The 23,228-nt window shown below is 43.7% G+C and carries 25 protein-coding genes and 1 riboswitch; of the genes, 6 read left to right on the top strand and 19 right to left on the bottom strand.

Annotated features, from left to right (window positions below; all coding sequences use genetic code 11):
• Positions 1-58: 58 nt before the first annotated feature.
• The 3 genes from ACFO5U_RS04330 to ACFO5U_RS04320 form a co-directional block, all read right to left on the bottom strand.
• Positions 59-1,420, bottom strand: coding sequence for a TolB-like translocation protein (locus ACFO5U_RS04330; RefSeq protein ID WP_377277003.1), 1,362 nt, complete (start codon positions 1,418-1,420; stop codon positions 59-61).
• Between the two features lie 58 nt (positions 1,421-1,478).
• Positions 1,479-1,874, bottom strand: a complete 396-nt coding sequence (locus ACFO5U_RS04325; RefSeq protein ID WP_377277001.1) for a PEP/pyruvate-binding domain-containing protein — start codon at positions 1,872-1,874, stop codon at positions 1,479-1,481.
• A 301-nt stretch (positions 1,875-2,175) separates the two neighbouring features.
• Positions 2,176-2,694: a transcriptional regulator gene (locus ACFO5U_RS04320; protein WP_377277000.1), complete on the bottom strand. Its 519-nt coding sequence runs from the start codon at positions 2,692-2,694 to the stop codon at positions 2,176-2,178.
• A gap of 179 nt (positions 2,695-2,873) precedes the next feature.
• Here ACFO5U_RS04320 and ACFO5U_RS04315 point away from each other — a divergent pair, with 179 nt between their 5' ends.
• The 3 genes from ACFO5U_RS04315 to ACFO5U_RS04305 are packed head-to-tail and all read left to right on the top strand — an operon-like array spanning position 2,874 to position 4,754.
• Positions 2,874-3,125, top strand: a complete 252-nt coding sequence (locus ACFO5U_RS04315) for a PLDc N-terminal domain-containing protein (RefSeq protein WP_377276998.1) — start codon at positions 2,874-2,876, stop codon at positions 3,123-3,125.
• Entirely contained in the window at positions 3,100-3,990 is an 891-nt protein-coding gene (locus ACFO5U_RS04310; protein ID WP_377276996.1) for an ABC transporter ATP-binding protein, read from the top strand. Before ACFO5U_RS04315 ends, ACFO5U_RS04310 begins: the two co-directional genes overlap by 26 nt.
• The gene (locus ACFO5U_RS04305; RefSeq protein WP_377276994.1) at positions 3,987-4,754 is read left to right on the top strand and encodes an ABC transporter permease; all 768 of its coding nucleotides are present in this window, start codon (positions 3,987-3,989) and stop codon (positions 4,752-4,754) included. Before ACFO5U_RS04310 ends, ACFO5U_RS04305 begins: the two co-directional genes overlap by 4 nt.
• 194 nt (positions 4,755-4,948) lie before the next feature.
• On the opposite strand, the gene ACFO5U_RS04300 is transcribed toward ACFO5U_RS04305, so the two are convergent.
• The 3 genes from ACFO5U_RS04300 to ACFO5U_RS04290 form a co-directional block, all read right to left on the bottom strand.
• Positions 4,949-6,469, bottom strand: a complete 1,521-nt coding sequence (locus tag ACFO5U_RS04300; RefSeq protein WP_377276992.1) for a cobyric acid synthase — start codon at positions 6,467-6,469, stop codon at positions 4,949-4,951.
• A 106-nt stretch (positions 6,470-6,575) separates the two neighbouring features.
• A riboswitch (cobalamin riboswitch) is annotated at positions 6,576-6,761 on the bottom strand.
• A gap of 252 nt (positions 6,762-7,013) precedes the next feature.
• Positions 7,014-7,904: a peptidase MA family metallohydrolase gene (locus ACFO5U_RS04295; RefSeq protein WP_377276991.1), complete on the bottom strand. Its 891-nt coding sequence runs from the start codon at positions 7,902-7,904 to the stop codon at positions 7,014-7,016.
• A 389-nt stretch (positions 7,905-8,293) separates the two neighbouring features.
• Positions 8,294-9,052, bottom strand: a complete 759-nt coding sequence (locus tag ACFO5U_RS04290) for an HAD-IIB family hydrolase (RefSeq protein WP_377276989.1) — start codon at positions 9,050-9,052, stop codon at positions 8,294-8,296.
• A gap of 77 nt (positions 9,053-9,129) precedes the next feature.
• Here ACFO5U_RS04290 and ACFO5U_RS04285 point away from each other — a divergent pair, with 77 nt between their 5' ends.
• The gene (locus ACFO5U_RS04285) at positions 9,130-9,801 is read left to right on the top strand and encodes a Crp/Fnr family transcriptional regulator (protein WP_377276987.1); all 672 of its coding nucleotides are present in this window, start codon (positions 9,130-9,132) and stop codon (positions 9,799-9,801) included.
• A 147-nt stretch (positions 9,802-9,948) separates the two neighbouring features.
• Here ACFO5U_RS04285 and ACFO5U_RS04280 read toward each other — a convergent pair whose 3' ends face one another.
• The 6 genes from ACFO5U_RS04280 to ACFO5U_RS04255 all read right to left on the bottom strand — a co-directional run bounded on the left by ACFO5U_RS04280 (position 9,949) and on the right by ACFO5U_RS04255 (position 15,128).
• On the bottom strand, positions 9,949-10,386 hold the full coding sequence (locus ACFO5U_RS04280) for a GNAT family N-acetyltransferase (RefSeq protein WP_377276985.1): 438 nt from the start codon (positions 10,384-10,386) through the stop codon (positions 9,949-9,951).
• 1 nt (position 10,387) lies between these two features.
• Positions 10,388-11,050: a tetratricopeptide repeat protein gene (locus ACFO5U_RS04275; RefSeq protein ID WP_377276983.1), complete on the bottom strand. Its 663-nt coding sequence runs from the start codon at positions 11,048-11,050 to the stop codon at positions 10,388-10,390.
• 334 nt (positions 11,051-11,384) lie between these two features.
• Positions 11,385-11,840 carry a GNAT family N-acetyltransferase gene (locus ACFO5U_RS04270; protein ID WP_377276982.1) on the bottom strand — a complete coding sequence of 152 codons (456 nt, stop codon included), beginning with the start codon at positions 11,838-11,840 and terminating at the stop codon, positions 11,385-11,387.
• Positions 11,841-12,017: 177 nt separating this feature from the next.
• Positions 12,018-12,590: an MEDS domain-containing protein gene (locus ACFO5U_RS04265; RefSeq protein ID WP_377276981.1), complete on the bottom strand. Its 573-nt coding sequence runs from the start codon at positions 12,588-12,590 to the stop codon at positions 12,018-12,020.
• Positions 12,591-12,975: 385 nt separating this feature from the next.
• On the bottom strand, positions 12,976-14,430 hold the full coding sequence (gene cls, locus ACFO5U_RS04260; protein ID WP_377276980.1) for a cardiolipin synthase: 1,455 nt from the start codon (positions 14,428-14,430) through the stop codon (positions 12,976-12,978).
• A gap of 200 nt (positions 14,431-14,630) precedes the next feature.
• Positions 14,631-15,128 (bottom strand): GerW family sporulation protein, encoded by a 498-nt coding sequence (locus tag ACFO5U_RS04255; protein ID WP_377276978.1) that lies wholly within the window; start codon positions 15,126-15,128, stop codon positions 14,631-14,633.
• Between the two features lie 248 nt (positions 15,129-15,376).
• Between ACFO5U_RS04255 and ACFO5U_RS04250 the strand changes: the two genes are divergently transcribed.
• Positions 15,377-16,132, top strand: a complete 756-nt coding sequence (locus tag ACFO5U_RS04250) for an alpha/beta fold hydrolase (protein ID WP_377276977.1) — start codon at positions 15,377-15,379, stop codon at positions 16,130-16,132.
• A 77-nt stretch (positions 16,133-16,209) separates the two neighbouring features.
• Here the strand turns inward: ACFO5U_RS04250 and ACFO5U_RS04245 are convergent, their stop codons facing one another.
• The 3 genes from ACFO5U_RS04245 to ACFO5U_RS04235 form a co-directional block, all read right to left on the bottom strand.
• Positions 16,210-16,695 (bottom strand): peptide-methionine (S)-S-oxide reductase, encoded by a 486-nt coding sequence (locus ACFO5U_RS04245; RefSeq protein WP_377276976.1) that lies wholly within the window; start codon positions 16,693-16,695, stop codon positions 16,210-16,212.
• An 85-nt stretch (positions 16,696-16,780) separates the two neighbouring features.
• Positions 16,781-17,143 carry an ArsR/SmtB family transcription factor gene (locus ACFO5U_RS04240; RefSeq protein ID WP_377279453.1) on the bottom strand — a complete coding sequence of 121 codons (363 nt, stop codon included), beginning with the start codon at positions 17,141-17,143 and terminating at the stop codon, positions 16,781-16,783.
• Positions 17,144-17,173: 30 nt separating this feature from the next.
• A complete protein-coding gene (locus ACFO5U_RS04235; RefSeq protein WP_377276975.1) occupies positions 17,174-18,934 on the bottom strand; it encodes a SulP family inorganic anion transporter in 1,761 nt (586 codons plus the stop codon).
• Between the two features lie 244 nt (positions 18,935-19,178).
• Here ACFO5U_RS04235 and ACFO5U_RS04230 point away from each other — a divergent pair, with 244 nt between their 5' ends.
• A complete protein-coding gene (locus tag ACFO5U_RS04230) occupies positions 19,179-19,889 on the top strand; it encodes a hypothetical protein (protein WP_377276973.1) in 711 nt (236 codons plus the stop codon).
• A gap of 96 nt (positions 19,890-19,985) precedes the next feature.
• Here ACFO5U_RS04230 and ACFO5U_RS04225 read toward each other — a convergent pair whose 3' ends face one another.
• From ACFO5U_RS04225 to ACFO5U_RS04210, 4 genes are all read right to left on the bottom strand, one after another.
• Positions 19,986-21,362: a M1 family metallopeptidase gene (locus ACFO5U_RS04225; RefSeq protein WP_377276972.1), complete on the bottom strand. Its 1,377-nt coding sequence runs from the start codon at positions 21,360-21,362 to the stop codon at positions 19,986-19,988.
• A 56-nt stretch (positions 21,363-21,418) separates the two neighbouring features.
• On the bottom strand, positions 21,419-22,075 hold the full coding sequence (locus ACFO5U_RS04220) for an NAD(P)H-binding protein (protein ID WP_377276970.1): 657 nt from the start codon (positions 22,073-22,075) through the stop codon (positions 21,419-21,421).
• Between the two features lie 38 nt (positions 22,076-22,113).
• Positions 22,114-22,272 carry a hypothetical protein gene (locus ACFO5U_RS04215; RefSeq protein WP_377276968.1) on the bottom strand — a complete coding sequence of 53 codons (159 nt, stop codon included), beginning with the start codon at positions 22,270-22,272 and terminating at the stop codon, positions 22,114-22,116.
• Between the two features lie 194 nt (positions 22,273-22,466).
• Positions 22,467-23,174: a DNA alkylation repair protein gene (locus ACFO5U_RS04210; RefSeq protein ID WP_377276966.1), complete on the bottom strand. Its 708-nt coding sequence runs from the start codon at positions 23,172-23,174 to the stop codon at positions 22,467-22,469.
• Between the last annotated feature and the right edge of the window lie 54 nt (positions 23,175-23,228).

Genomic DNA, 23,228 nt, shown 5'->3' with positions numbered 1-23,228 from the left:
TAACTCAAAAAAAAACGCAGAAAGCCTCAAATCTGGCGAACTGCGCTTTTCATCCGGATCACCCATTTCTATCAAACAAGAATCGTGATTTTAGAGCACCCTTTCGATTGTTCCTACGCTTTCTTTTCGCCAGATTTGAATAAAGTAAAGCAAAGACAAAAATCACCGCTGTGCAAGCAGCCATTCCAGCCGCCAGCATAAAGACACCGATGCCAATCCATGGATCGAAGCTGGCCGCTGCAAAACTGCCAGCGACGGCGATGCCGCTTAAAATCGCACTGATGATTGCCGGAACATAGGCTTTGTTCCACACCCGTCGCGAGTAGACCGTCAACAGGCCGAACAGCAACAGATACAAGCCCGTAATCGCTACCGGGGTCGTGACCCAATAAGCGAGAATGGCTGGCTGAAATCCGCGAGTCGTTTCAGGCAAATCCAGCCGCACGGAGGCTATTTCTCCACTATCATAATTGACCGTCATGAGCTCAAAGTCCTCTGGCTGATCAGGCCAATTCGGCTGCGACAAAAAAGCAATGCGGTTGTCCTGATGGAAAAATGACGGCGAAGTTACAAAAGCACGAAAATCTGTCAGTTTGTTTGTTTCGCTTGTCGCTGTCTTAAGCAAAAACAATTCGTATTCATAGGTTGAACCACTGTCAAAGGAACTTTCCGAAACCGCTGTATACGCCAGCAGTTCTTGAACGGGTGAGAACACCAGCTGATACACATCTCCTCGCAGCGCTCCTTGCAAAGCAGCGGTTTCTGTCCCTTCAGCGATTGAATACGCCATCAGCCCTTGCACTCCGTCAAATTCCGTGTAATAAAGCGTATTGCCATCAGCGGAGGCGGTCAGTCCGTCCATTGCAAAAGAGTCTTTATCGGTAAGTTTCACAGGCTCTCCGCCTTCTGTAGGGACAGAAAACAGGTCTGCCCCATTTTCTTTTCCCCCCTCCGGCTTTAAAAAATCTTCCGATGGCATGGCGATGTAATAAATGGTGCGGCCGTCCGGCGAAAAAGCGGCGTCCACAACATGTGCATCCGTTCCGGTCAAACGTTCAGATCTATCGGCGCTGACATTGCTCTTAAACTGAAGTGACTGCACCCCATCATTGTCTGCCGCCAAATAAACGAGGCCTTCCCCGTCCGGTGACAATTGGGGCCTGCGATGATCTTCGTTGGCCGGATCTGTCACTTTCTCCACCGCACCACCTTGCACGCTGCCCTGATAAATAGCTTCACTTCCGTTTTCATAATATGAAAACACCAGCGTCATATCGTCAGGCGAAACAGAAATGCTTGAGCCCAATCCGGTATGGTAATTATATAGATCTTGATCACTTAGCATGCTATACGTTAAGGACGCTATGAAAAGCAATGCAACGATACCGGTGATGATCAATAATAAACGATGATTCTTCAATAGATCTCCTCCTGACAGCAGCGTTTGTTCCATTGTTAGAACATCCGGTTAGTGGCGCCTAACAATTTGTCCTGACCGCATAACTTAACTGGCTTCCCAGCTTCTCAAAAGAGTCCGCGATGTCCTGAATGATCTCTCCGGGGATCTCTGTGTTTTCGATGGTAGTTCTCAGATTTCCGCTGATCAATCGGATCTTTTCCAAATCCGTCGACTGGAGTTCTGCCAATTGCTCCAGCCATTCATCCATAACCGGATGATCATTAACCATGTGCTTGAATGCATCGGTTGTAATACAAAATACGGAGGGCACCCGAATCCCTGGCGCTTTTTCGAGCTCCGCCAAATTCAAGCTTTTTCCACCCACCAGCAACAAATCGCTTTTCTCCAATTCTTGAAAATCCAGCACGTATTTCCGCAAAAAGATCGTCTCCTTTGCATGGGACTGTCGATCCATCCTTAACTCTTGTCGAATAGTTGTGCAAGCAACTGACACTTGGTGACTGGCTTATCAGCTTGTGCCGCTGTTTATCTATATAGTATTTCGACTTTTTCCTTATTATCCCTTTTCCAATCCACCTCATTCATCATCTCAAGTCACCCATCCGCCCTTCATAGACTAGCCGTTCCGTTCACAGGCACTCATTCTCAAAGTTCAGGTAACCCCGTTTATATAGAGAAAAAGAGAGGAAATGGGCTGTGGGAAGCCATTTCCTCTCTTTTATAGGCAATCAAGATTTATTCGTTAAAGCAGATCATCACGGTATGATGACCACCGAAACCGTACGATCAGTTGCATCTTCTGATTCGCCCACGGCATAGTATTTTTTCATTAATGTGCTCAGCTCAGACTGAAAATCGTCAAACGAATCATCAGTTAAATTCAGCTTCACGAAAGAAAATGTCGATTGATCTTGAGCTTGTTCGCCAACAATGCGTTCATGATAGTTTTTATAATTTTGGATGATGTACATGAAATAGTACGTGATAAATCGGATTCTCTCGCTATAAGTAGCCGACTGCCAATCTTCCTGGCTGACTTTGTACGCTTGTGTATTCAAAGCATATAACTTCTCTTCCACTTTCCCGCTGCGGTTTATGCCGACAATTTTCAGCAAATCATCCTCCAGCATGGCATTCATATGCCTGTACAATGTGGCTTGCGGTACTTCTTTCAGTATTTTATTCAACTGCAGAATCGATAACCCTTCATCGACATCTATTAATTCCAAAGCTATTTTAAATCTGACCTGGTTTTTAAATAAATCAAATTCCATTTGCAATGTCCCCTTTTTGTGTGCGCTTAGTTAGCTATTATATATTCTTTCCGGCGTTTTACCAACTTCCGTCAAATGACTATCCAGCCAAGGGATTTGTACGGAAAATCCCGAACCGAAATAAAGTAGTTGACGTTTCTGTTATCATTATTGATAATGATAACAGAAAGGGTGATAAAATGAATACAGATATTACTGCTTTACTGGAAATCGATTGGGCGCAAATCCTTCCGTTCGTGGTACCCATTGTCATTTTCAACTTATTGCTTATCGGCATCGCGTTATACGACTGGTTTAAGCGGAAAGATCGGATTGCGGCACCGTATGTATGGCTCGCTGCCATCTTATTATTCCAATCATTAGGCCCGATCTTGTATCTGGTCATCGGAAGGAAGGTCATCCGACATGATTACAGTCGAGAAGCTTCATAAAACGATCAAAAAACGAAAAATTTTGAGCGATGTCTCTTTTACGGTTGCACAGGGCGAATGCATTGGCTTGTTGGGGCCAAACGGTGCCGGAAAAACGACACTCATCAAATGCATGACTGGTGTCTTGCAGTATGAACAAGGAGACATCACTTTCCATTCCAAGCCCATTGCGCAGCATAAGCAACACATTGGCTATTTGTCCCAACACACGGACTTCAAGCCGTGGATGAGCTGCGGGGAATCGCTTCGTTTCTTCGGGAAATTGTCGGGCTTGGATGCGGCATTTTTAAATGATGCTATCCCCGCAGTGTTGGAGGAAATCGGGCTGAAGGATAAAGAGGGCTATAAAGTAGAGCAATTATCCGGCGGCATGAAGCAGCGGCTCGGAATCGCCCAGGCCATTTTGCACAAGCCGCTATTGCTGATTTTGGATGAACCGGTCTCGGCTTTGGATCCGATTGGCCGAAACGAAATGAAAAAATTAATCGCCCGATTGAAGAAGCACACGACCATCATCATTTCCACGCATATTTTGGATGATGCCAGTGAATTTTGCGATCGTTACCTCGTCATCAAAGATGGCACGATTATCGGAAATATCGACAGCCACTTACAGCATGCAGACCGCAGGCAAGTTTTGGTGAAGACAGCGGAGATTCCACCAGCATGCTTCACGTGGGCAGATACTGGTGTGGCGCTTATCGAAAGCCTTTCGCCTACCGCATTCCTTTTAACTGGGACTGAACAACTGGATTTGAAAAACCTTGTCAATGACTTAACTGCAAAAGAGCTGGATATCATGTCCATCGAGTTTTATGAAAAAGGAATCGAGGAAGTTTTCCTGGAGATGGTGTCGGACACATGACAAACTTTACTACATTAATGCGCACAGAATTATTGGAAGCCTCGAAAGAATTTAAGTTCATCTGGTTAACGCTATTATTCGTCATCCTCGGCGTTACCCAACCATTGATCAATAAATACATGGACGTCATCCTCGAAAATCTTGGCGGTGCAGAGGGGATTACCATCGATCCGAACCGGGCAGTACCGAACGCAGCTGAAGTTCTCCTGTCCACTGTTTCCGGCCAGTTCAATCAAATCGGACTCATCATTTTAATCATCAGTTTCATGGGGCTGATCGCATCCGATCGCAACAGCGGCATGCAGGACTTTATTTTGACGCGCCCCGTCTCACTGCGCTCCTACCTTTTATCCAAGCTGGCAAGCCATTGGTTGATCAGCATGTTCTGCATATCCATCGGCGCAACGGTTTCTTATGGGTACACGGTATTTTTATTCGGCTCTTACTCTTTGACAAATTTCATGCTATTCTTGATTTTTTACAGCCTTTGGATTTTATATGTTGTGAGCTTAACTATTCTAATCAGCACCTACCTTAAGAGCCCCATCCTGATAGCCATCACGACAATTTTGGTGTCTATTTTCTTTATCGTCATATCAGGGTTTAACCATCTCATCATTCAGTTGTCACCAGGAGGCATTTTATATTTGGCTCAAAGCAGATTACTGTCGATACAGGACTTGAATTACTTCAGTATTTTAACGTGCCTAGTTTTTATCGTGTGTAATATGTTATTGGCCAACCTGAATATAAAAAAATCGTAAGACGGATGGGTCAATTCATCCACTGCCTAGATCATTAGAAAACTTGCGAATCTTCAACTTGAATTGTGGGATACAGTGTGGAGTTCATTTTGTCGATCACGCAAATGCAAAAGCCGAACTTCAATAAGAAGTTCGGCTTGTTGTTCTTTATAATCCGCTGTTTTCCAGCGGTATTGAAAAAACACATTATCATCTTACACTTTGCTTTCGTGGACCGCGTCAGCCGCCAAGCCGAGTAGTTGGTAAACCGCTGCGATGTTCATATGGCTGCGAACTTGCTCCGCTAGAAAATCATATGCTTCTTCCCTTCGCTGGGCATCGGGTTTCACATTGTCTTCCAACAGGTCCAATCCTTTTTTGACACGCAATTCATTGACCAGTTCACGTGTGAATTTCCGGTTATGAAAAATGCCGTGAAGATAGGTACCGATCACTTCTCCATCTGGACTTACTGCCCCGTCCATCCGGCCGTCCGATAGCTGCATAAATGGGATAGCTTCCCCGTAGATGGTCGATCTTCCCAAATGGATTTCGTAGCCTGTCAGCACCTGTCCGTCTTTTACTTGCTTGCCGGTCATTAAAACCGTTTTCTTATCCCCGACAAACACCGTGTCGACCGGCAGTAATGAAAGGCCCCTTGCCACTCCACCTTCCCCGTCGACTGCCTCATTATCTACGAGTGATTCCCCAAGCAATTGAAAGCCTCCGCAAACACCGAAAATCTTTGTTCCGTGCTCGCGCAGCTTTTGAATCGCACCATCGAACCCGGTTTCCATGAGCCATGCAGCATCAGCCAATGTGTTTTTGGTTCCGGGAATGATCAGAAGGTCTGGTGTACCGAGTTCTTCGACTTTTCCAACCAGACGAACGCCAGTTTCCGGTTCATCAAAAAACGGGTCTATATCTGTAAAATTCGAGATTCGAGGGAGCCGGATGACGGCTATGTCTATTGCAAACTCTCCTGGCTTCGGTTTTTTAAACCGCAACGATGATAGTGCGAGAGAATCTTCTGCATCGATTTGGACATCGAGATAAGGCAAGACCCCAAGCACCGGAATGCCTGTTTCTTTCTCCAGCCAGTCAATGCCATCATCGAGCAGCTCGCGCATGCCGCGGAATTTGTTGATGACAATTCCTTTTACACGTATTCTTTCTGATTCATCGAGCAACGCAAGGGTTCCGACGATAGAAGCGAAAGCACCGCCCTTGTCGATATCCACAACTAAAATGACGGCGGCATCTGCCAAGTGGGCCATTCGCATATTGGCAATGTCTTTATCCTTCAAGTTGATTTCTGCGGGACTTCCGGCACCTTCGAGCACCAGTACGTCAAAATCTTGCTGCAGCCTGCGCATCGACTGCTCGACCGCCGGCATCACTTGCTGCAAGAAGTCGTCGCGATAGGTTTTTGCATTCATGTCCATAAAGTGCCGGCCATGGACGATGACTTCTGACACCATGTCCTGCTTTGGCTTGAGCAAAATCGGATTCATGTCAAAAGTCGCCGGAATACGGGCTGCTTCTGCTTGAACGCCCTGCGCCCTGCCGATTTCGCCTGCTGCTTCTGTCACAAAAGAATTCAGCGCCATGTTCTGGGATTTAAACGGAGCTACCCGAAATCCATCGTCTGAAAAAATTCGGCATAGCGCTGTACAAATCAAGCTTTTCCCCACGTCAGAAGCTGTTCCTTGAACCATAATGGAAACTGCTGGCATACTTTTCCCTCCACTCGTCAAAATAGAAAAATCCCCCACGAGCCGCGAGGAATTGAGGAAAAACAGCACAAAAAAAGGCGTGCTTCCAGCTTGTCCTCGCAAGCGAATGGGCATCCACACAAAGGCAGGTTTTCTGGCTCGTGATCATCGCATTCTGAACCTTCCTGAAGCATCGCTTCAGCGGCTTTTTGCAGATGGCTCTCACTTACAGTGGCGGGACCGCACCGGAATTCAACCGGTTTCCCTTTTAACTTATGTTCAAGACATAAGCACCTTTATGAATTGGATCGAACTCTATTTTCTTTTCATTATATACACAGTCGTTCTTTCCTCACCAGCATAACTTTTTTCATCTTTTAGACCAACTCCACACGTTAGTCACTCCTGAAAAAATTATACCGTCTTTCAAAAATAATGATTAAATAACGGTATAATAACTTAGAAACTGATAAATTTTATCTAGACTATCGATAAACCTTCTTCCGATAATCCTGCAATATGTAAACCAAACAGATTAGAAATTCCTTAAAATATTTAATTTGCTTCATTCTATATAAAATTTTAAGTACACTTTATCTAATTCGTTAATTGTTAACCCCGTTATTTCTTTAAAACTTTTCTCGAAGTCTTTGGTTTTATTTGCCGAATTCATTATTTTGTTGATAATCTCTTCCCCGTATTCCTCTATTAAGTATTCAATTGCATAATAACTCTGTGCATAATTGTTGGTTGACTCTATGTACCTCGCTTCAGCCCATTGTTCATAGGTTGTTAAGTGAGCAAAAGGAATACTTTCAGATTCAGGCAAAGGTGCTCCTTGATCTTCGGCTTCAATATATTCAGCAACACCTTCTTGAAACCAAAGCGGGTAAATATTTAAATCTTTAGCCTTTTGAGCAAAAGCGTAGTGAGTATATTCGTGAAGAATGACTCCCTGAAACATGTATAAAGGGTAATTCTCTCTTTTTAATATAAGGTCCTTATCAAGATAATGTATGGCTAACAGCTTATCCTCTGCTGAATAAAATCCAGCACCACCTTCTACCCCAGACAACTTCGACATCTCTTCGCTATCTTGGAATACAAGAAAGTCAATCGGTTCTTGATATGTTTTGCCGAACAATGCTTCGGTTTTCACGAAAGCTAAGTCTAACGTTTCTTTTGTTATTGGCAGAAGTTCAGAGAAATCCTTTTCATGATAAATTGAAACGTGTTTATAATCTTCTTGTAAGTAAGAATCTTTGATCTGGTTTTTTAGTTTTCCTTCAGGACTTCGAGTTACTATCGCTGCCATTGCTTCGATGTATGTAAGGTTTATATCTGGTTGTTCTTCTGCTATGACTTTGTAAAGAAAAAAGCTCCCACCTAAAACTAGAAGGAAAGAAAAGAAAACAAATATTGTTAAACTAAGAAATACAATTTTAATTTTTTTCACAGGCTACTCCTTCGAATGGAATTAGTTTAAATGTACTTCTATCAATTTAATTATAGTATACATTAAAGTAAATAAATGGGTTTTCCTAAATAAAGTTCTTCCTACTCACATTTTTTTATTTCTAGATATTTCAAGAAAATTAAAGCGCCATGATTAAGTAATCATTGATAACTTTTAATATTTAACGAAGTAAATCTTTCTTATCGATAATCATAGAAGTGTTCGTGAAATTACACTTACACAAACGAAAAAGAGAAGATACTCGGGACCAGTACCTTCTCTTTTCGCTATTATGGACTTCCGATAAGGGGTCATATGTAAACTGGCAATCTATAGATATTTTTTCTAATTGAGCTGTGTTTGAAAGTTTAATTAATTTTTTACTTAAACTAATTAACGTCAATCTGTTGCGTAAGATACTTTTCACTCATAGACAAAATCATTTTTGCCACTTGATCCTCTGTGATTTGTTTGGTCGCATGTTCTTTGGCAACCGGATGATTACCAATGCATATGCTTTCTTTGGCAGCTTCAAACATGCAGATGTCATTTGAGTCATTACCAAAGGCAATAAACTCATTTTCTTTGACTCCCAGTTGCTGTAGCCCAGCCCATTTATCAATGCCTTCAGGACTCAAATCAAGTATTCCTTCATTTTGGTGCAGATGCAGGTTCAGAGGAAGGGCTTCCAAGCTTTTCTGTATCTCGTCATTGCTTGTGAAAAGAACCATTTTCACTACATTTTCCAGCAAATCAATCGGCACGTTTTTTGCACTCTTCAACGGATCGATGTTTTGATAGATCGGATGGGTCTGTTCTCCGGTATAGCTGTAATCCCAGCTGCTATCAATCAAATACGTTAGCTGGTGCGTATCAATAATATGGAAAAGTTGCTTGCAAGTACTCTTGTCAAAACTGTTTACTTCGATTGAGCCATCCGCATTTCGAAAAGCCCCGTTTCCACCGACCATTCTTAACCGGTAATATTTTTCCGGCAGCACAGGCAATAAGTCACGTATCGGTCTCGCAGATGAAAAGATGATTTCGTGTCCCATTGCCTGGCACTCATCCAAAGCAGCACAAATTTCTTGGGTTAAAGGTTGGCCTTTAAAACAAATGGTTCCATCAAGATCGAATACAAATTGCATAATTAGTCACCTCACCTCTATCTTACCTAAGCTTTGCTATACTAAAAAGGACGTCTGTCCAAAAAGGTGAACTATTGATGAAACTTACTGAAATCCAAACTTACATTGAAAATAATGAATTGCAGATGCTTCTCCCCCATGTTGAGTTCATCCAATTAAAAACATATAAGGCTGGAGACATTATTTTAACCGAGGGCGATCAAATTGATGGATTGTACTTACTTGTAAAAGGAAAATGCCGGGTAGCCACCACTGAAATCACAGGAAAGTCACTCTTGCTCCGCTTCTGTACTCCTTTTTCGATTCTCGGAGATATTGAATGTTTTCAGAACGTGCCGATTCAATCGGAAGTACATGCGGAGGAGCCATGTACTTTTCTCTTTATCCCAATCGATTATTATAAGCATTCCTTGTCCCTTGAACCTGAATTTTTGCAGTTACTCTTAAAAGAGTTGGCCTATAAACTGCAAACATGCACAACTGCTTCACGCGTAAACTTGTTGGCTTCTGCAGAAACACGATTTGCAAGTTATTTGTGTACGATAAAAACAGAGGATAAGTTTGCGAAACAACTCGCAACCAATAACTTGGAAGAAATCGCTTCGCTTATAGGGACAACACCTCGTCATTTAAATAGGGTTATTCAAAAGTTTCAGGAAAAAGGAATTCTACAGAAAGAACGGCACCAGTTGATTATCACTGATTGGTCAAAACTAGAAAAACTAGCAGAAGGAATTCGATACCAATAAGGTATTCTTCGAATTCATTAGGAAGGAACTGTACGTACAAGCAGATTTCTAAAATCGAAAAAGGGAGAAGAGGTGCTTTGATCATCTCTTTTCCCTTTCGTATATTTGCAGCTTCCGATAATGGTTGATATGTTAACTAATATAATATTATCGTTTAGTGAATTCAATTTCAAACTCGGGTGTTTCTTCATCGTATTTTATGCTCTTGCATCCAATCCTTTCATAGAATTGAATCGATTCCTTGCTAGCGTTCCATTGCAGCCACGTTGCATTGACCGATTTGCACCAATCAAACGTTGCTTCCATCAGCTGACGTGCAAGTCCTTCCTTCCTGTATTCAGGCAGGACATATAAATCATGCAATCGACAGGTTTTTTTCCCAAGCCGCAGGTGGAAGCCATAGTCTTGCGCTATCGCATAACCTAACGCTTGTCCTCCGCGAAATACACCAATAAACAAATAGCTTGGATTCTGCACAGTTTCTATGAATCGTTCTTGTAAACCTTGAGTTTCCACTTTCCCCATGTTCATTAACAACTCCGATATAACCTGGAATTCTTCCTCCTGAACGCTTCTAATGTTCATTTTATGCTTGCCCCTCCTTCGATACCGTATCTCCATGCAGTTCCAGTAAACTTTGAATTTCTTCTACAGCAATACGATCTTCAGCTTCTTTAAATACTGAGATGGCTTTGTGGAAAGCATTTTTTGCTTCATCAAACTTGGATGTCGCTACTCCCAATTCCCCCATCCCTCTATACGCACATCCTTGGGCTACCAAACTTTTCGACAAGACCGCATATTCCAGTGATTGATTCAATAGGACGGTTGCTTCTGTGTATTTCTTCTCTTTTATCGCGATAGAACCCCGTTCATAAAAATTAGCTGCAAAGCCGACGTAGAAGTCAGGGAAATGGCGAGTCCAGATTTCACTTTCAGAAGTGAAAAAGTCCAAGGCCCGTTGATAATTTCCAGCCATTCGCTCGACCATTCCCAGTTGATGGAGAGCCATCGCTTCTTCTTTCAAGTTGAATTGCTTCTTGGAAATCTCCAGCAGTTCCTGATAGTAGGCAGTGGCTTTTCCAAACTGCCCTTGAAAGCTTTTAACATAGCCAAGACCATTTAAAGCCGCCTTATAGGAAGTAGAGGTTTTATCGGGTATGCTGTTCAAACATGAAAGATAGATCTTTTCGGCTTGCTGAAATTCTCCTTTATCGAAAAGGTCGAATGCATCATCCAGTTCCTGCATCTAATTCACTCCAATCCTTGAACCCAGCCTATCCTTTACTTGGTTAATGTCGTTAACCAAAAACAGGGATACTACTTAAATAGATTCGAGGTATTACTAAATATTTCCTTTATTGATTAATAAATTAGTTGTAGTAAAAGCGTTCGTAAAAGTACACCTTTACGAACACTAGAAAAACCCCTTAAAGCGACCTAAATGAACGTTCGTAAACATATCAAATCACTTTACGAACGTCCTTCATCCCCTCACCACTTTTACGAACAGTTATAGTATTCCAAACCAAAGTTTCCTAGCTTTCATCCTTCACTTTACTTTTTACTAAATCCCCAAGTTCTTAGATTTCCTTGGACCTTTCCCACAACATCATCGATTGTGTTTCTATGGTTTTTTTCATTTTCACTTTTACCATCACGCGGATGGATCCAGCATTCTCAGTTTCTGTTTCGGCTATTACTGTATTCACTTCTTTTAGCGTTATTGCCCAATCAATGAGTGCTGCCACCGCTTCGGTTGCATACCCCCTATGGCGATATTGCTCCATCATGCCATAGCCGACTTCAACTTGCTTCATTGCATTCGGCTTTCCTTTAAATCCGATGTCCCCCACGATTGCATCATCCGATTTTCTGATAACCAGCCAACTTCCCCAATGAGCTAAACTCTGATCTTTTGCCAAGGCTGTTAAGTGATTCCTGATTTCTGGACCGTTATCGTAGCCTTGTTTTTTCAATTTTGGCACCCACTCATTCGTGCAGGGCGTAATGATAAGTCTTTCAGTAACGATCTCCATCGCTTACCACTCCTTTAAACAAACAAGCTGAGTAATCATTTGATGTATGTATTGGTGACAACTCTTTGAATTGTTTAGCTTTTTTTCTTGTCACAGGATTCCTTCATTTTACAATAGTCGTAGTGTTGAAAAGTTATTGAAACAAAAAAATAGCCGCTGGAAGCTCCTTGCGACTAGTTATTTCATCGTATTTGTTAATTTGTAATGTTCAGAGGCGATCAAATCATCTTCTTGCAGAATATATGGATGGGTTTCCATCAACATCGTTATAAGATGGTCTGGCATTTTATGTTTTTCATAGGCGCAAATTAGGGGGAACGAATACTCATCTACCGCTGCATCTACGATCTTTTCAAAATCCTCTATCAGGTGCAATGGCTCTTTAACACTTTCCCATTCGACATGGGCCCAAGAACGGAAGGCTTGTTCTTTTTCCAAGTAAGGCTGAACCGTTTTCTTGAAATACTCATGGATGGCTGGCGGATGATAGCTACCGCTGGACCAATAGAAATGCAGACTGTTGACAATGTTCACCAACTCTATTTGTTCGAGTGAGAATTTCGCTTTCAGTTCTCTTTGGATGCCTCGCGCCACACGGTCGTTTTCAATAACCAAAACACGATCTCCTACGGATATTCCCTCATCTATGTAGTTCATTAATTGCTTCAAGTAGCTTTCCATTCCATCATATGCATACAGTACATGTACGCTGCGTTCGTCCTTAAAAAGCTGATTCATTTTATTTTTCATAAGGCACCTTCTTTCTAGACACTTTTTTGAGCACCGTCATTTATTTACAAGGAAGAAGTGTAAAGGAAAACAATCTACACTTAAATAAATTATAGCATTGACCTATAGTTATTTGCTATTTTCACTAAAAAAGAAGACGCGAACCATAGTGCATGTTGATGGATTGATAGAAGCTGAGCTCCGCTAAGACAACGAGCAGTTTACCTAGTTTACAGAGCATCATATAAAAAATTGGTTTTTTCCATTTGCTTTAAATTTTCCGACCTTATTTCGTTGATGAATAACAGATTCTACCGGATTATCCTCGCACTTAGTGTTACGTCTTTTCTTAACTAAATTTATAGAAGAGTAAAAAAAGCAGGAACCATGAGCGGTTCCTGTTTTTTTATAGAATTGGGCTTAACAAACGGGCAAAACCTTCTCGCAATTTGATGGTCCAGCTGCGTTCAGCGTAAAGCTCTTTCGTCAACCTGCGGCAGTCCGCCGTGTCCGACTCGAACAACGACTCGAGTTCAAGTGCGATACGCCGATTAAAAACCAACGCATTGATTTCGAAATTCAAGTGAAAACTGCGGGCATCAAGGTTTGTAGTTCCAACAGTCGAGATCTCACCGTCAACGGTCAAAGTTTTGGAATGAAGGAAACCGCGATCGTACAAATAGACATCCGCGCCGTATTCAATCAGCTCGCCAAGATGCGACCAGGAACCCCACATAACAAATGGATGATCCGGCTTGCCCGGTATCATGATGTGCATGTTCACGCCGCTCAGTAAAGCCATCTTGCAAGCGTCCATAAAGCTTTTATCCGGTATGAAGTAAGGCGTTTGGATGAAAATGTCCCTTTTGGCCGATGAAATCATTTTGATCATCATATTCTTTAAATGTTCTGTGTGGGAGTTCGGTCCGCTTGTGACGACTTGCATCGGCGAGAAGCTCTTAATCGCGTGCTGTGGGTAGCAAAAGATATCGTCCCTTTTTTTGTGCTGATTGGAGTAATTCCAGTCCAGCACAAAGCGATCTTGGATGTGGTGGACCACATCGCCTTCCACGCGTAGATGAACGTCACGCCAATAGCCGAATTTCTCCACCTCTCCCAAATATTCCGTCCCGACATTGAATCCGCCGATATAGCCGACCGTGCCGTCGATGATGCACACTTTCCGGTGATTGCGGTTATTGACGCGCAAGTTGATGAAGCCGAATGTCGACGGGAAAAAGATCTGGACTTCACCGCCGTATTCGATCAATTCCTTAAAGTCCGCTTGTTTTAAGCTTCTGGAACCGAATCCGTCATACAGCAGGCGGATCTTGACGCCCGCTTTGGCCCGCTCGAGCAAGGCATCCAGCAGCCGTTTGCCGAGTGCATCCCGTTTGATGATGTAGTACTGGATATTGACCTCTTGCTGAGCCGTCCCGATATCTTCGATCATCGCATCAAATTTCTGTGCGCCTTCATAAAGTACGCGCGTTTCGTTGTAGAAACTGACGAGCGAACGGGAGGATTGCAAGTTCATCACCAGCAATTGCTCATATTTGTTCAGCAGTTCCTCGTCATATTCCGCTTCTTTACTATGGATTCGGCCGATTTGGGAATTGACTTGGCGGGTTTGGTAGGATTGTTCGTCTTCGCTCAAATTATAGAAATTCCGGTCTTTTAAATGTCTGCCGAAAAACAGGTAGACGATAAATCCGATGACCGGCAAAAAGAATAAAATAAATAGCCACGCCCAGGAAGAACCTGCATCCCGCCGTTCGTTAAAAATGATGACAAGTGCCAGCACCACATTCAACAGCAATACACTATTCAATGTCCAACTCAATGCAGTCAACCAATCCATCACCGCCACCCCTTTCACCCTGTTTCACTTGTTATTCTCTTTAAAGTCATTTTATCCTCTTTACTTAACAAAAAATCCATCCAGCCGGAAACTTTTCCATCTGAATGGATTTTGTTCTCTATACCTCGGCAAATAATGGCTGAACGTAACGCAGCCCTATGGCTATAACCTGAAGGAGCACGATGGCTGGCTGACTTTTCTTATTGGTTTCGGCCCTTCGTCTTCATGCCTTGTCCTTTGTTTTTGCAGTGACTGCCTTTGCCCATCCCGCCTCTTTTTTTGGGGTTGCCATGACTCGACTTGTCGTAGCTTCCGGCAATCAGAAATGCGAGGCCGGTCATCATGAGTGGCAGCAGTATAATGAGTTCAACCGGAACAATCGGCCGGTAAACCGTTTTCTCTGCCGTGACATCATATATCCCGACTGGCTTCACCTGAAAAGAACCGCCTGCCCCTTCACCGAAGCCGCCTTCAATTTCCTCAAATCCCGGTGATGCCGTGTCTTTGTCTTCGCGCTCATAGCCGCTGCCCGCTCCTGCACCGACGCTGTAACTGACTTTTGCTACCGGAATGATGGTTCTGCCCTGCATCTCAATCGGATCGCCATAAACAAGTGAAACATCGCGTGCTGCTGAGAACTTTTCGAAAATCGGAAGCAACGGAGAAGACTTAAACGGTGTAAACTCTTTTTCAACCATGTTCTTCACTCCTTTAAAATATTCGGCTTCTGCACTATACGATTTATTCCTCACCAAATCTCAAACGACAGAAACAGCACACGGCATCTTTCCAATACCTGTTAAACTAATCATTATATAAATTCGTTTTATTCCTGACTATCCCTTTATTTAATTCATGAAATTAACCGATTTCTGTAAAAGCTTTCCGTGTTGATAAGTAGAGCGGCCTTGTAAAACTAAACTATTCAGCGAAGGGGACGGTAGACATGATTGATTTTTTCGAAACTGTGCCGACTGATACAGTGCCCATTCTTTTTCTTCACGGGCTGGGGGCTAGCCGGTGGATGTGTTGGCAGCAACAAGCGGCATTTTCTGATACCCCTTTGATCCTTGTCGATTTGCCTGGCCACGGAAAAAGCATCAACACTCCCTGGCAAAGTTTTGCGGATACTGCCGACATGATCGCCGGTGAAGTCATCCAAAACCGCGCTGTTCATGTGGTTGGCCTGTCCTTAGGCGGCCACGTCGCGCTGGAATTGGCCAAACGCTATCCGAAAATGGTTCAAAGCCTTTTCATAAGCGGCATCACCGTCAGGCCCATGCACTTCGGATTTTTGCTGAAACTGCAATCGAGAATCGTGCAGCGGGGCATTCGCAACGGGCCGTACCTTGAAAAAATAGCCCGAGAACATTACCACCTGCCTCCCGGTAAAATCTCCGAATTCATTGCCAATTACCAGCTCCTGACCAGCAAAACCTACGAAACCATTTGGAAGGAAATCATCCGGTTCCGACTGGACGGCTCGTATGGACACATCGATCAGCCGTGCCTCTTTGCAGCAGGGGATCAAGAATCGCGTGGGATTATGGAAGCCACCAAGATTGCCCCGGAAATTCTCCCCAATGCCGTTGGAAAACTAATCCCCGGGGCGCAACACGATTGGCCGGTGCAACAGCCAGCCCAATTCAATCGGCTCTTGAGGGAGTGGCTGGATTTTCATAAAGGTGGAATGGATTCATAAGAGAAACGCCAAAAGCCTTCCGCATAGGGAAGGCTTTTCTTATGGTGCTGAATGAGTGGCTTTAAAAACTGATTCCGTTATTTCACATTCCCTTTCTGGTACCTGTTCAGTATTTCGTTCGGGATGTGGCAATAGTCATTCGGGTGTTTCGCTAATCTGTCTTGATGTTCTTCTGCACTTCTCACGTAGTTGGTAAGAGGCAGCACTTCAACTGCAATGGCGTCGAAATCTTCTCTCGCTTTTAAAAACGCCATCGCTTCTTGCAAATGCTCGGGTTTTTCACTATAGACGCCTGTTCTATATTTCTCGCCCACATCCTCCCCTTGCTTGTTCAAGCTATAAGGGTCGATGATTTCAAATAAATGCCCCATCAACTTCGCAACCGGAACTATTGAAGGATCGAACTCGGTCTTGACGCATTCGCTGTATCCATCATACGCCGATGCAAGTGTAGGACTGGTTCCATTCGCTCTTCCCGCTTCTGTCGACACCACTCCGGGCAAGGTTTTGATAAAAGCTTGTACACCCCATAAACACCCGCCTGCAATATAAATGACTTCCATCCCGACAACTCCTTTTTCGTTGATAGCCAATATTCACCTGGATATCTAGCGGACAAAGAATAAAAAAAGAAACGGATCCGCTGGATTATTTTATACCATCATCATGACCATTTTCTGTGTCATCGCTTGCTTGTGACTTATCGAAAATCGAAATCGTGCTCTCCAGCTGGTTATTAAAGATTTGCCGGGCAACTTGCAGCAGGTCGATGATTAGGGGGTCTTTCAAGGAATAGATGACACGGTTGCCTGCTTTCATGCCCGTGACGATGTTTTTATTTCTTAGTACCATCAGCTGTTGGGAAACTCCTGAACCTTCAGTCCCGACGATTGCTTGGATCTCATTGACGCTTTTTTCACCTTCGGATAGTATTTCAAGTATTTTTATCCGCAAAGGATGCGCCAATGCTTTGAAAAAATCGGCTTTGAATTGTTGCATATCCAGATTCAGCATAAGATTATTTCCTTTCCCTTGTAAAATTCAGATCGTAGATAATGGCTCTTGCCCTTTAGGGTCGGCCGTTGTCGATTGAGACAATTGTGTGCACTCGTTGAAAGCGAAGTGCTTGCAGCCTAAACATTTATTCCGATCCAGTTTCGTGAGGGCATGATTGATGGCTTCACCTGTGTGCGCAAAAATATTTTCCTCGCCAATTGTATCGTACAGCCCAGTTTTATTCAGCATTACTTTCGTTTGATCGGACAAGCCCGACAGCAACACGACACCATGCTTATTAAAGTCTCGAACGATGCTTGCCAAACTGGATTCTCCGGTGATGTCTATAAAAGGCACTTTCCCCATTCTCAACAGTAACACTTTTGGTTTGTAATTGATTGTGTTCATAATCGTATGTTCGAAGGTCATGGCTGCACCGAAAAACAAGGGTCCCTCCACATTGAATATTGCAATCTGCGGACAATCATGGGCATCGTTCACTACGCCTGTCTCCACTTTCTTATCGTCCGTGTCTAAATTGGGCAAAGCTTTGGCGGTCACCAAATTCTCGCTCATCCGCTTCGTAAACAATACGATCGCCAAGATCAGCCCCACTTCAACCGCCGCAGTTAGATCAACAAAGATCGTCAATAGAAAGGTGACAATCAAAATGAGCGAGTCGCCCGTTCTTGTTTTCAGCACATGCATAAAGACGTGCCGTTCGCTCATATTCCAAGCCACCACCATCAGAATGGGGGCCATGCTCGCTAGCGGAATGCTGGACGCATATGGTGCGAACAATAACAGGATGAGCAGCACGACGAGGCTGTGGATGACGCCGGATATTGGCGAGACCGCCCCATTTTTAATATTCGTCGCTGTTCTGGCGATCGCTCCGGTGGCTGGAATGCCGCCAAACAGCGGAGTGATCATATTTGCCAATCCTTGCCCGACTAATTCTTTATTGGAATTGTGTTTCGTATTGGTCATCCCGTCTGCGACTACTGCTGACAACAACGATTCGATGCCGCCGAGCAGCGCGATGATCAAAGCCGGTTTCATCATCAGCACGACATTGTCCCATGTGACATCCGGAATGCGGAATTGCGGCAAAGTATTCGGGATGGCGCCAAATGCACTTCCGATGGTCGGCACTTGGTCCGCAAAAAAGACGCTCGCTACAATAGTCGATATGACCAACCCGATTAAGGGGCCCGGAACTTTCGGAAAGACTTTAGGCGTCAGCAACACTGTCGCTAAACAAATCCCCGCAATAATGACACTATACACATTGATCGTCCCGATGTTGCTGGCGATTTCTAAGATATTCTCATGAAACGATTCCTTTTTCTCCACGCCTGACAATCCTAGAAAATTGGCGATCTGGCCAACAAAAATGATGATGGCGATCCCGGAGGTAAAGCCGATGGTCACGGATTTCGGAATAAATTTAATCAGTGTGCCCAATCTGAAAAAACCCATTAAGGTCAGCATGATTCCGGCTAAAAAGCCTGCAATCAATAAATTCTCATAGCCGTAGACCATAACAATCCCGAACAGTATTGGGATGAATGCGCCAGTTGGACCACCGATTTGAAATTTCGATCCGCCAAATAACGCAATAATAATTCCGGCAATGATGGTCGTGTAAATGCCATACTCCGGCTTAACGCCGGAAGCGATGGCAAAAGCCATTCCCAGCGGAATAGCGATCACCCCGACGACAACGCCTGCCAATAAGTCTTTTTGAAAAGAGGCCAAGTTATACCCTTTAAAGTTTCCGGACAAAAATGATTTCTGCCGCATGTGATGACCTTCTTTTCATTTATATTTTAATATTTGAATATTTGAATATAATGTAATTAGAATATACAACTATATAGGATAATTGTCAAAAATCTTTGACCGGGACGCGGCCAATCTTCGTCTAGGAATACCGCAATGCGCCTAAATGTGGTATACCTTACTAAACAGATCGATGTTCCGATTATACAATCACATTAAGGGTTCTCCGTTCGCTGCAAGAAACCATCTGGCAGGAGGTTGGGTCATGCTCTTGATTCCGTTTTTGATCGGCATTGTATTCATTTTTATTCATTTTTTCGCAAGCGTTCTTGTTCCCAATGAAAAGCTCAAACGGATGAAATGGTTTTCGTTTTCTGGCGGCTTGGCCCTTTCGTATATCTTTGTCTACCTGCTTCCGACACTGCACAAGCAGCAGACCGATATCCAAGAGCCTTACCGGCGCTTTACGATGGAGTCGGAAGTTTATTTCATGGGTCTTGTGGGTGTCGTGCTATTTGTCGGCATTCAAATCATCATTCATAAAAATTATATTTCCCAAACCTCGACTTTTTGGTCGGTCATTGTGTTCTATGCGCTTTATAATGCACTTGTTTCCTACTCAGTGCTGTCGTTTGAAGTCTCGATCGTTCAGGCGCTGTTTTATTGCGTTGCGATCGGCCCTCATTTCGTCGCAGTCGCCCATGATATGTGGAGGGAATTCCCAGTCGAGTACAATAAATACGGACGCTATATTTTGGCAGTTGGCATCATGGTCGGTTGGATGGTTGCCTTAACGACGGAACTGACCCCGCTGTTCAAATCCATCGTATTTGCGCTGGTTTCCGGTGCGATGATTTACACGGTGTTCAAACATGAATTGCCCAGTGAGAAAGAAACCCATTTCCCTACTTTTCTCATTTCGGTGCTGGTCTATTCCGCGATTACGATGTCTTTAAAGTATTTTTTTGAATGGTAATTGCCACGGAACGATACATGCGTTAAAAGACTGAATACGAAAGCGGAGAGGGTGCTTATACTAGGCACCTCCTCCGCTTTTCATCTTTTATTCTCTTCAGTGCAGCCAACTGTCCAGGAATTCCTGTTGATCTCCTTTAAAATAATCTTCGAAAAATACTTTAAAATCCTCAGTATTCACCTGTTGGTACTGAAATTCCTCGTAGTAAGCCGTGAGGAATTCAAACGCCGTTTCGGTTCCCCCATTATTGTCAAAAAAAGCTTTTAAGATCATCGGCACTTCCCCGTATACTGTGGCGTAATATGCGGACTCTTCGAATTCATTTAAGGGAAGGTTAGCGTGTGTTTTTGCTGCGTGGGAATCTGCGTATGCTGTAGCCCCGTAGAAGCCGATTTCATCGTCTCCGGCGTATTCACTAAGGAATAGCGCCATCGCAAATTCGGTTAAACTTTCATCGAGCCATGCCTCGTTGAATGGATCGTTGCCCACCATCAAATAAAACCATTGATGGGCAATTTCATGGACGAGTATATAGGCAAGATTCGCTTCGTCTGTGGCCACTTCGATAACATTCGGGTATTCCATATAGCCGTCATTAGCTATGATATCCAATTCCTTTGAGGGATTGTCGCCGATCATTTCTTCGAAATAACTGTAGGCATCCGCCGCAAAACCTGCCGTATCGTCTAAAATATCCGAACCAGCCGGTGCAAATACACGAAATGTCGTGTCATCAACTTTTCGGCTTTTCACGTCCCACTCGTTCGGATCCATCACAGCCATGTAGAAATCTTTGATCATGTCTCCTTGAACTGTCCCTGAAGAACTGGTTTTAATCGGTCCATCCTGTGCCGAAGTTGCGACTAGATACTCTTTTGGCAGATCATAACGAACAATGTATTCGCCGTAGCCTGTCGCATAAGACTCGCCTTTCGGATCGTAATCATGAATTTGCCAGCCGTCTTCAAAACTTGCGAGCATCGGATACCAATGTGCCAAATAATAATTATCATTCACTTGGGACAGCCGCATGCCGTTTTCCGGCAACTGCAGTGTATAGACCAGCGACACTTCGCTGCTGTCTCCAGGTTCCAATGCTTCGTCCAGCGCAATCATCAATGTATTATTATCAAGCTCATACGATGCGGCCTGTCCCTCGTTGGTGACTACAGAAATGTCCACGGACGCCGCCTCATCTTCATAGCCTTCCGTCTCTTCAGCACTCATAGCGTTCGGCACCAAATAAAACCCAACTTCGTTCCACGTCTCAACAGAGGTGTTTTTGACGTTGATGGAAGCTGTAATTTGAAAATAACCAGTTTCGTCCATTAACACATCTAACTGATAGCTTGCGTCCATCATTACTTCGCTCGCCTCTTCTGTGTCGATTTCGGGTTCGTTGAATGTCCATATCAGTGCTATGGACATGAAGACAACTAATGTGAGCATGAGGATCCATATTTTATTCTTCATTCAGGTTCTCCTATGTCTAAAGTTCTTTAAGCTTTTCCAACTAGTATGCAGTCATGCTACTTAGCGTCAGCCCCAGCTCGTTGCCAAATGGCTTTTCCTTTTATAGCATTCAAGCCTTTGTCATCTCTCTTTGCCGAGTTGATCATTGCTTGTGCGAGGATGTTTGTCGGGAGCGGCTGCTGGGAGCGCAGAAGACCCGCTTTATTAATCAATTGAATCGCTTTAAGCCCGAGATTCTCCATCGCTCGATCGCTGTTTTTCCGCTCCAGTATCGGCGGATTGAAGATTGTGGTGTATGGGAAATTCAACTCGATCACTGCTTCTTCGAGCTTGCCTTTCATTCTTGAATAAAAGCTGCGGGCTCTCGATGAAGCAAAATCAGCTGACACCAAGACATAGCGTTTCACACCATTTTCTTTGGCCGCTTTGGCGAATTCGTATTGGTAACCGTAATCCACTTTCCACTGGTTTTCCTTGCTTCCGGCCGCTTTGATCGTTGTCCCGAGGCAAGAAAACAACACATCACCTGTCACCAAATGCATCCACTCTGCGGGTTGATCGAAGTCGATCACATGAATATTCAGCTTGTTATGCTTAATATCTAAGGTTCTTCTGACGAAAATATCAACTTGTTCGAACGATTCGTCCTGCACTAACAGTTCAACCAGATCTTTTCCTGTCGCTCCTGTCGCTCCGATCACCAATGCGTGCATCGTATTCCTCCTTATCAATCGAATCAAGTTACAGATTATTAATCCCTATTTTTACCAACATAAGAATACCAAGGCTTACCAATGAAGAATGCAGCAACCATTAGCAAAAGGAATGCGTTTTGCCAGTTAAAGCCACTAGTGAAAATAATTAAAAGCAAGCCTATAAAAGCCAAGATTCTGATAGATAAATTGATCATTCTTGAACTCCCCTCCAAATTCAAGCAGTGCCGACAATACGTGTTGATTCTCTTCTATATTCGAGTTAAAAATTAGTATTTTTTGTAAATCAATTTTAGCATATAACATTTATGGGCAACCAACATTCCACAAAAAACTTGCAAAAAAAAAAGTGCCACTCCTATTGGATAGCACTTTTTTATGCAGTTGCCGATTAGCAGCGTACATATTTACGCTTAAAGCCTAGTTTGCCTTTCTCCAAGCCTTGCTGGATGCTGTCGTATGCATAAAGGAATACCGGTTTTTTGTTTTCCCGTTTCAATTCGACTTTGCCGACTTGTTTTGCTACATCTACTGCTTTTTCACTTAAGGGCTTATAGGAAATCCCGACTGTGTAGAGGAAATTATTCATCGATGCCTTCGTGCGCTCCGGCGAATCGTGGATCGTCTCTTGCACAGCATCAAGCATCGCGGAAATCTTCTGATCGGAAAACTCGCTATCCGGCCGGTTGCCGAGCAGCCAGCAATAACAGCTCCAGCCAGCTGACATTTTCAACTCTTCACCGCTTGCGATCCATTTGTCGGAGACTTGCTGTGCCAGATCCGATTCGGATAAAGTGACGGCGACCACGTAATCTGACAGCATGTAAAAATAGGCGCCGTCCATCCAGCGATCGAAATCGGCTTCCGTCATCGCTTTCGGGTCAGCGATGATGCCAGCAAAATACATCGCATCGTAATTGCCGGTCTCATACAACTCTTCTGCCAAAGCTTGATCGATTTTGATTTTCCTAGCAATTGGCTTCATCGCGCCGGTTGCTACCCCGAAAACAGGTTCACGGGCACCGCTCGATAAGTACATGTTCTTCGTCCGTTCTTTGCCTAGCGCTTCGAGTTCCTGCATGATAGTTGCTGCTTCCATTACTTTGCACATCCTTTCATTGTCGATAACTTATTAACTAAAGGCATTCCCCAC

The organism is Planococcus dechangensis (assembly GCF_042654465.1).
GTDB classification, from domain to species: Bacteria; Bacillota; Bacilli; order Bacillales_A; family Planococcaceae; genus Planococcus; species Planococcus dechangensis.
Note: the sequence above shows the minus strand (reverse complement) of the source record. Positions and strands in the feature narration are given on the sequence as shown.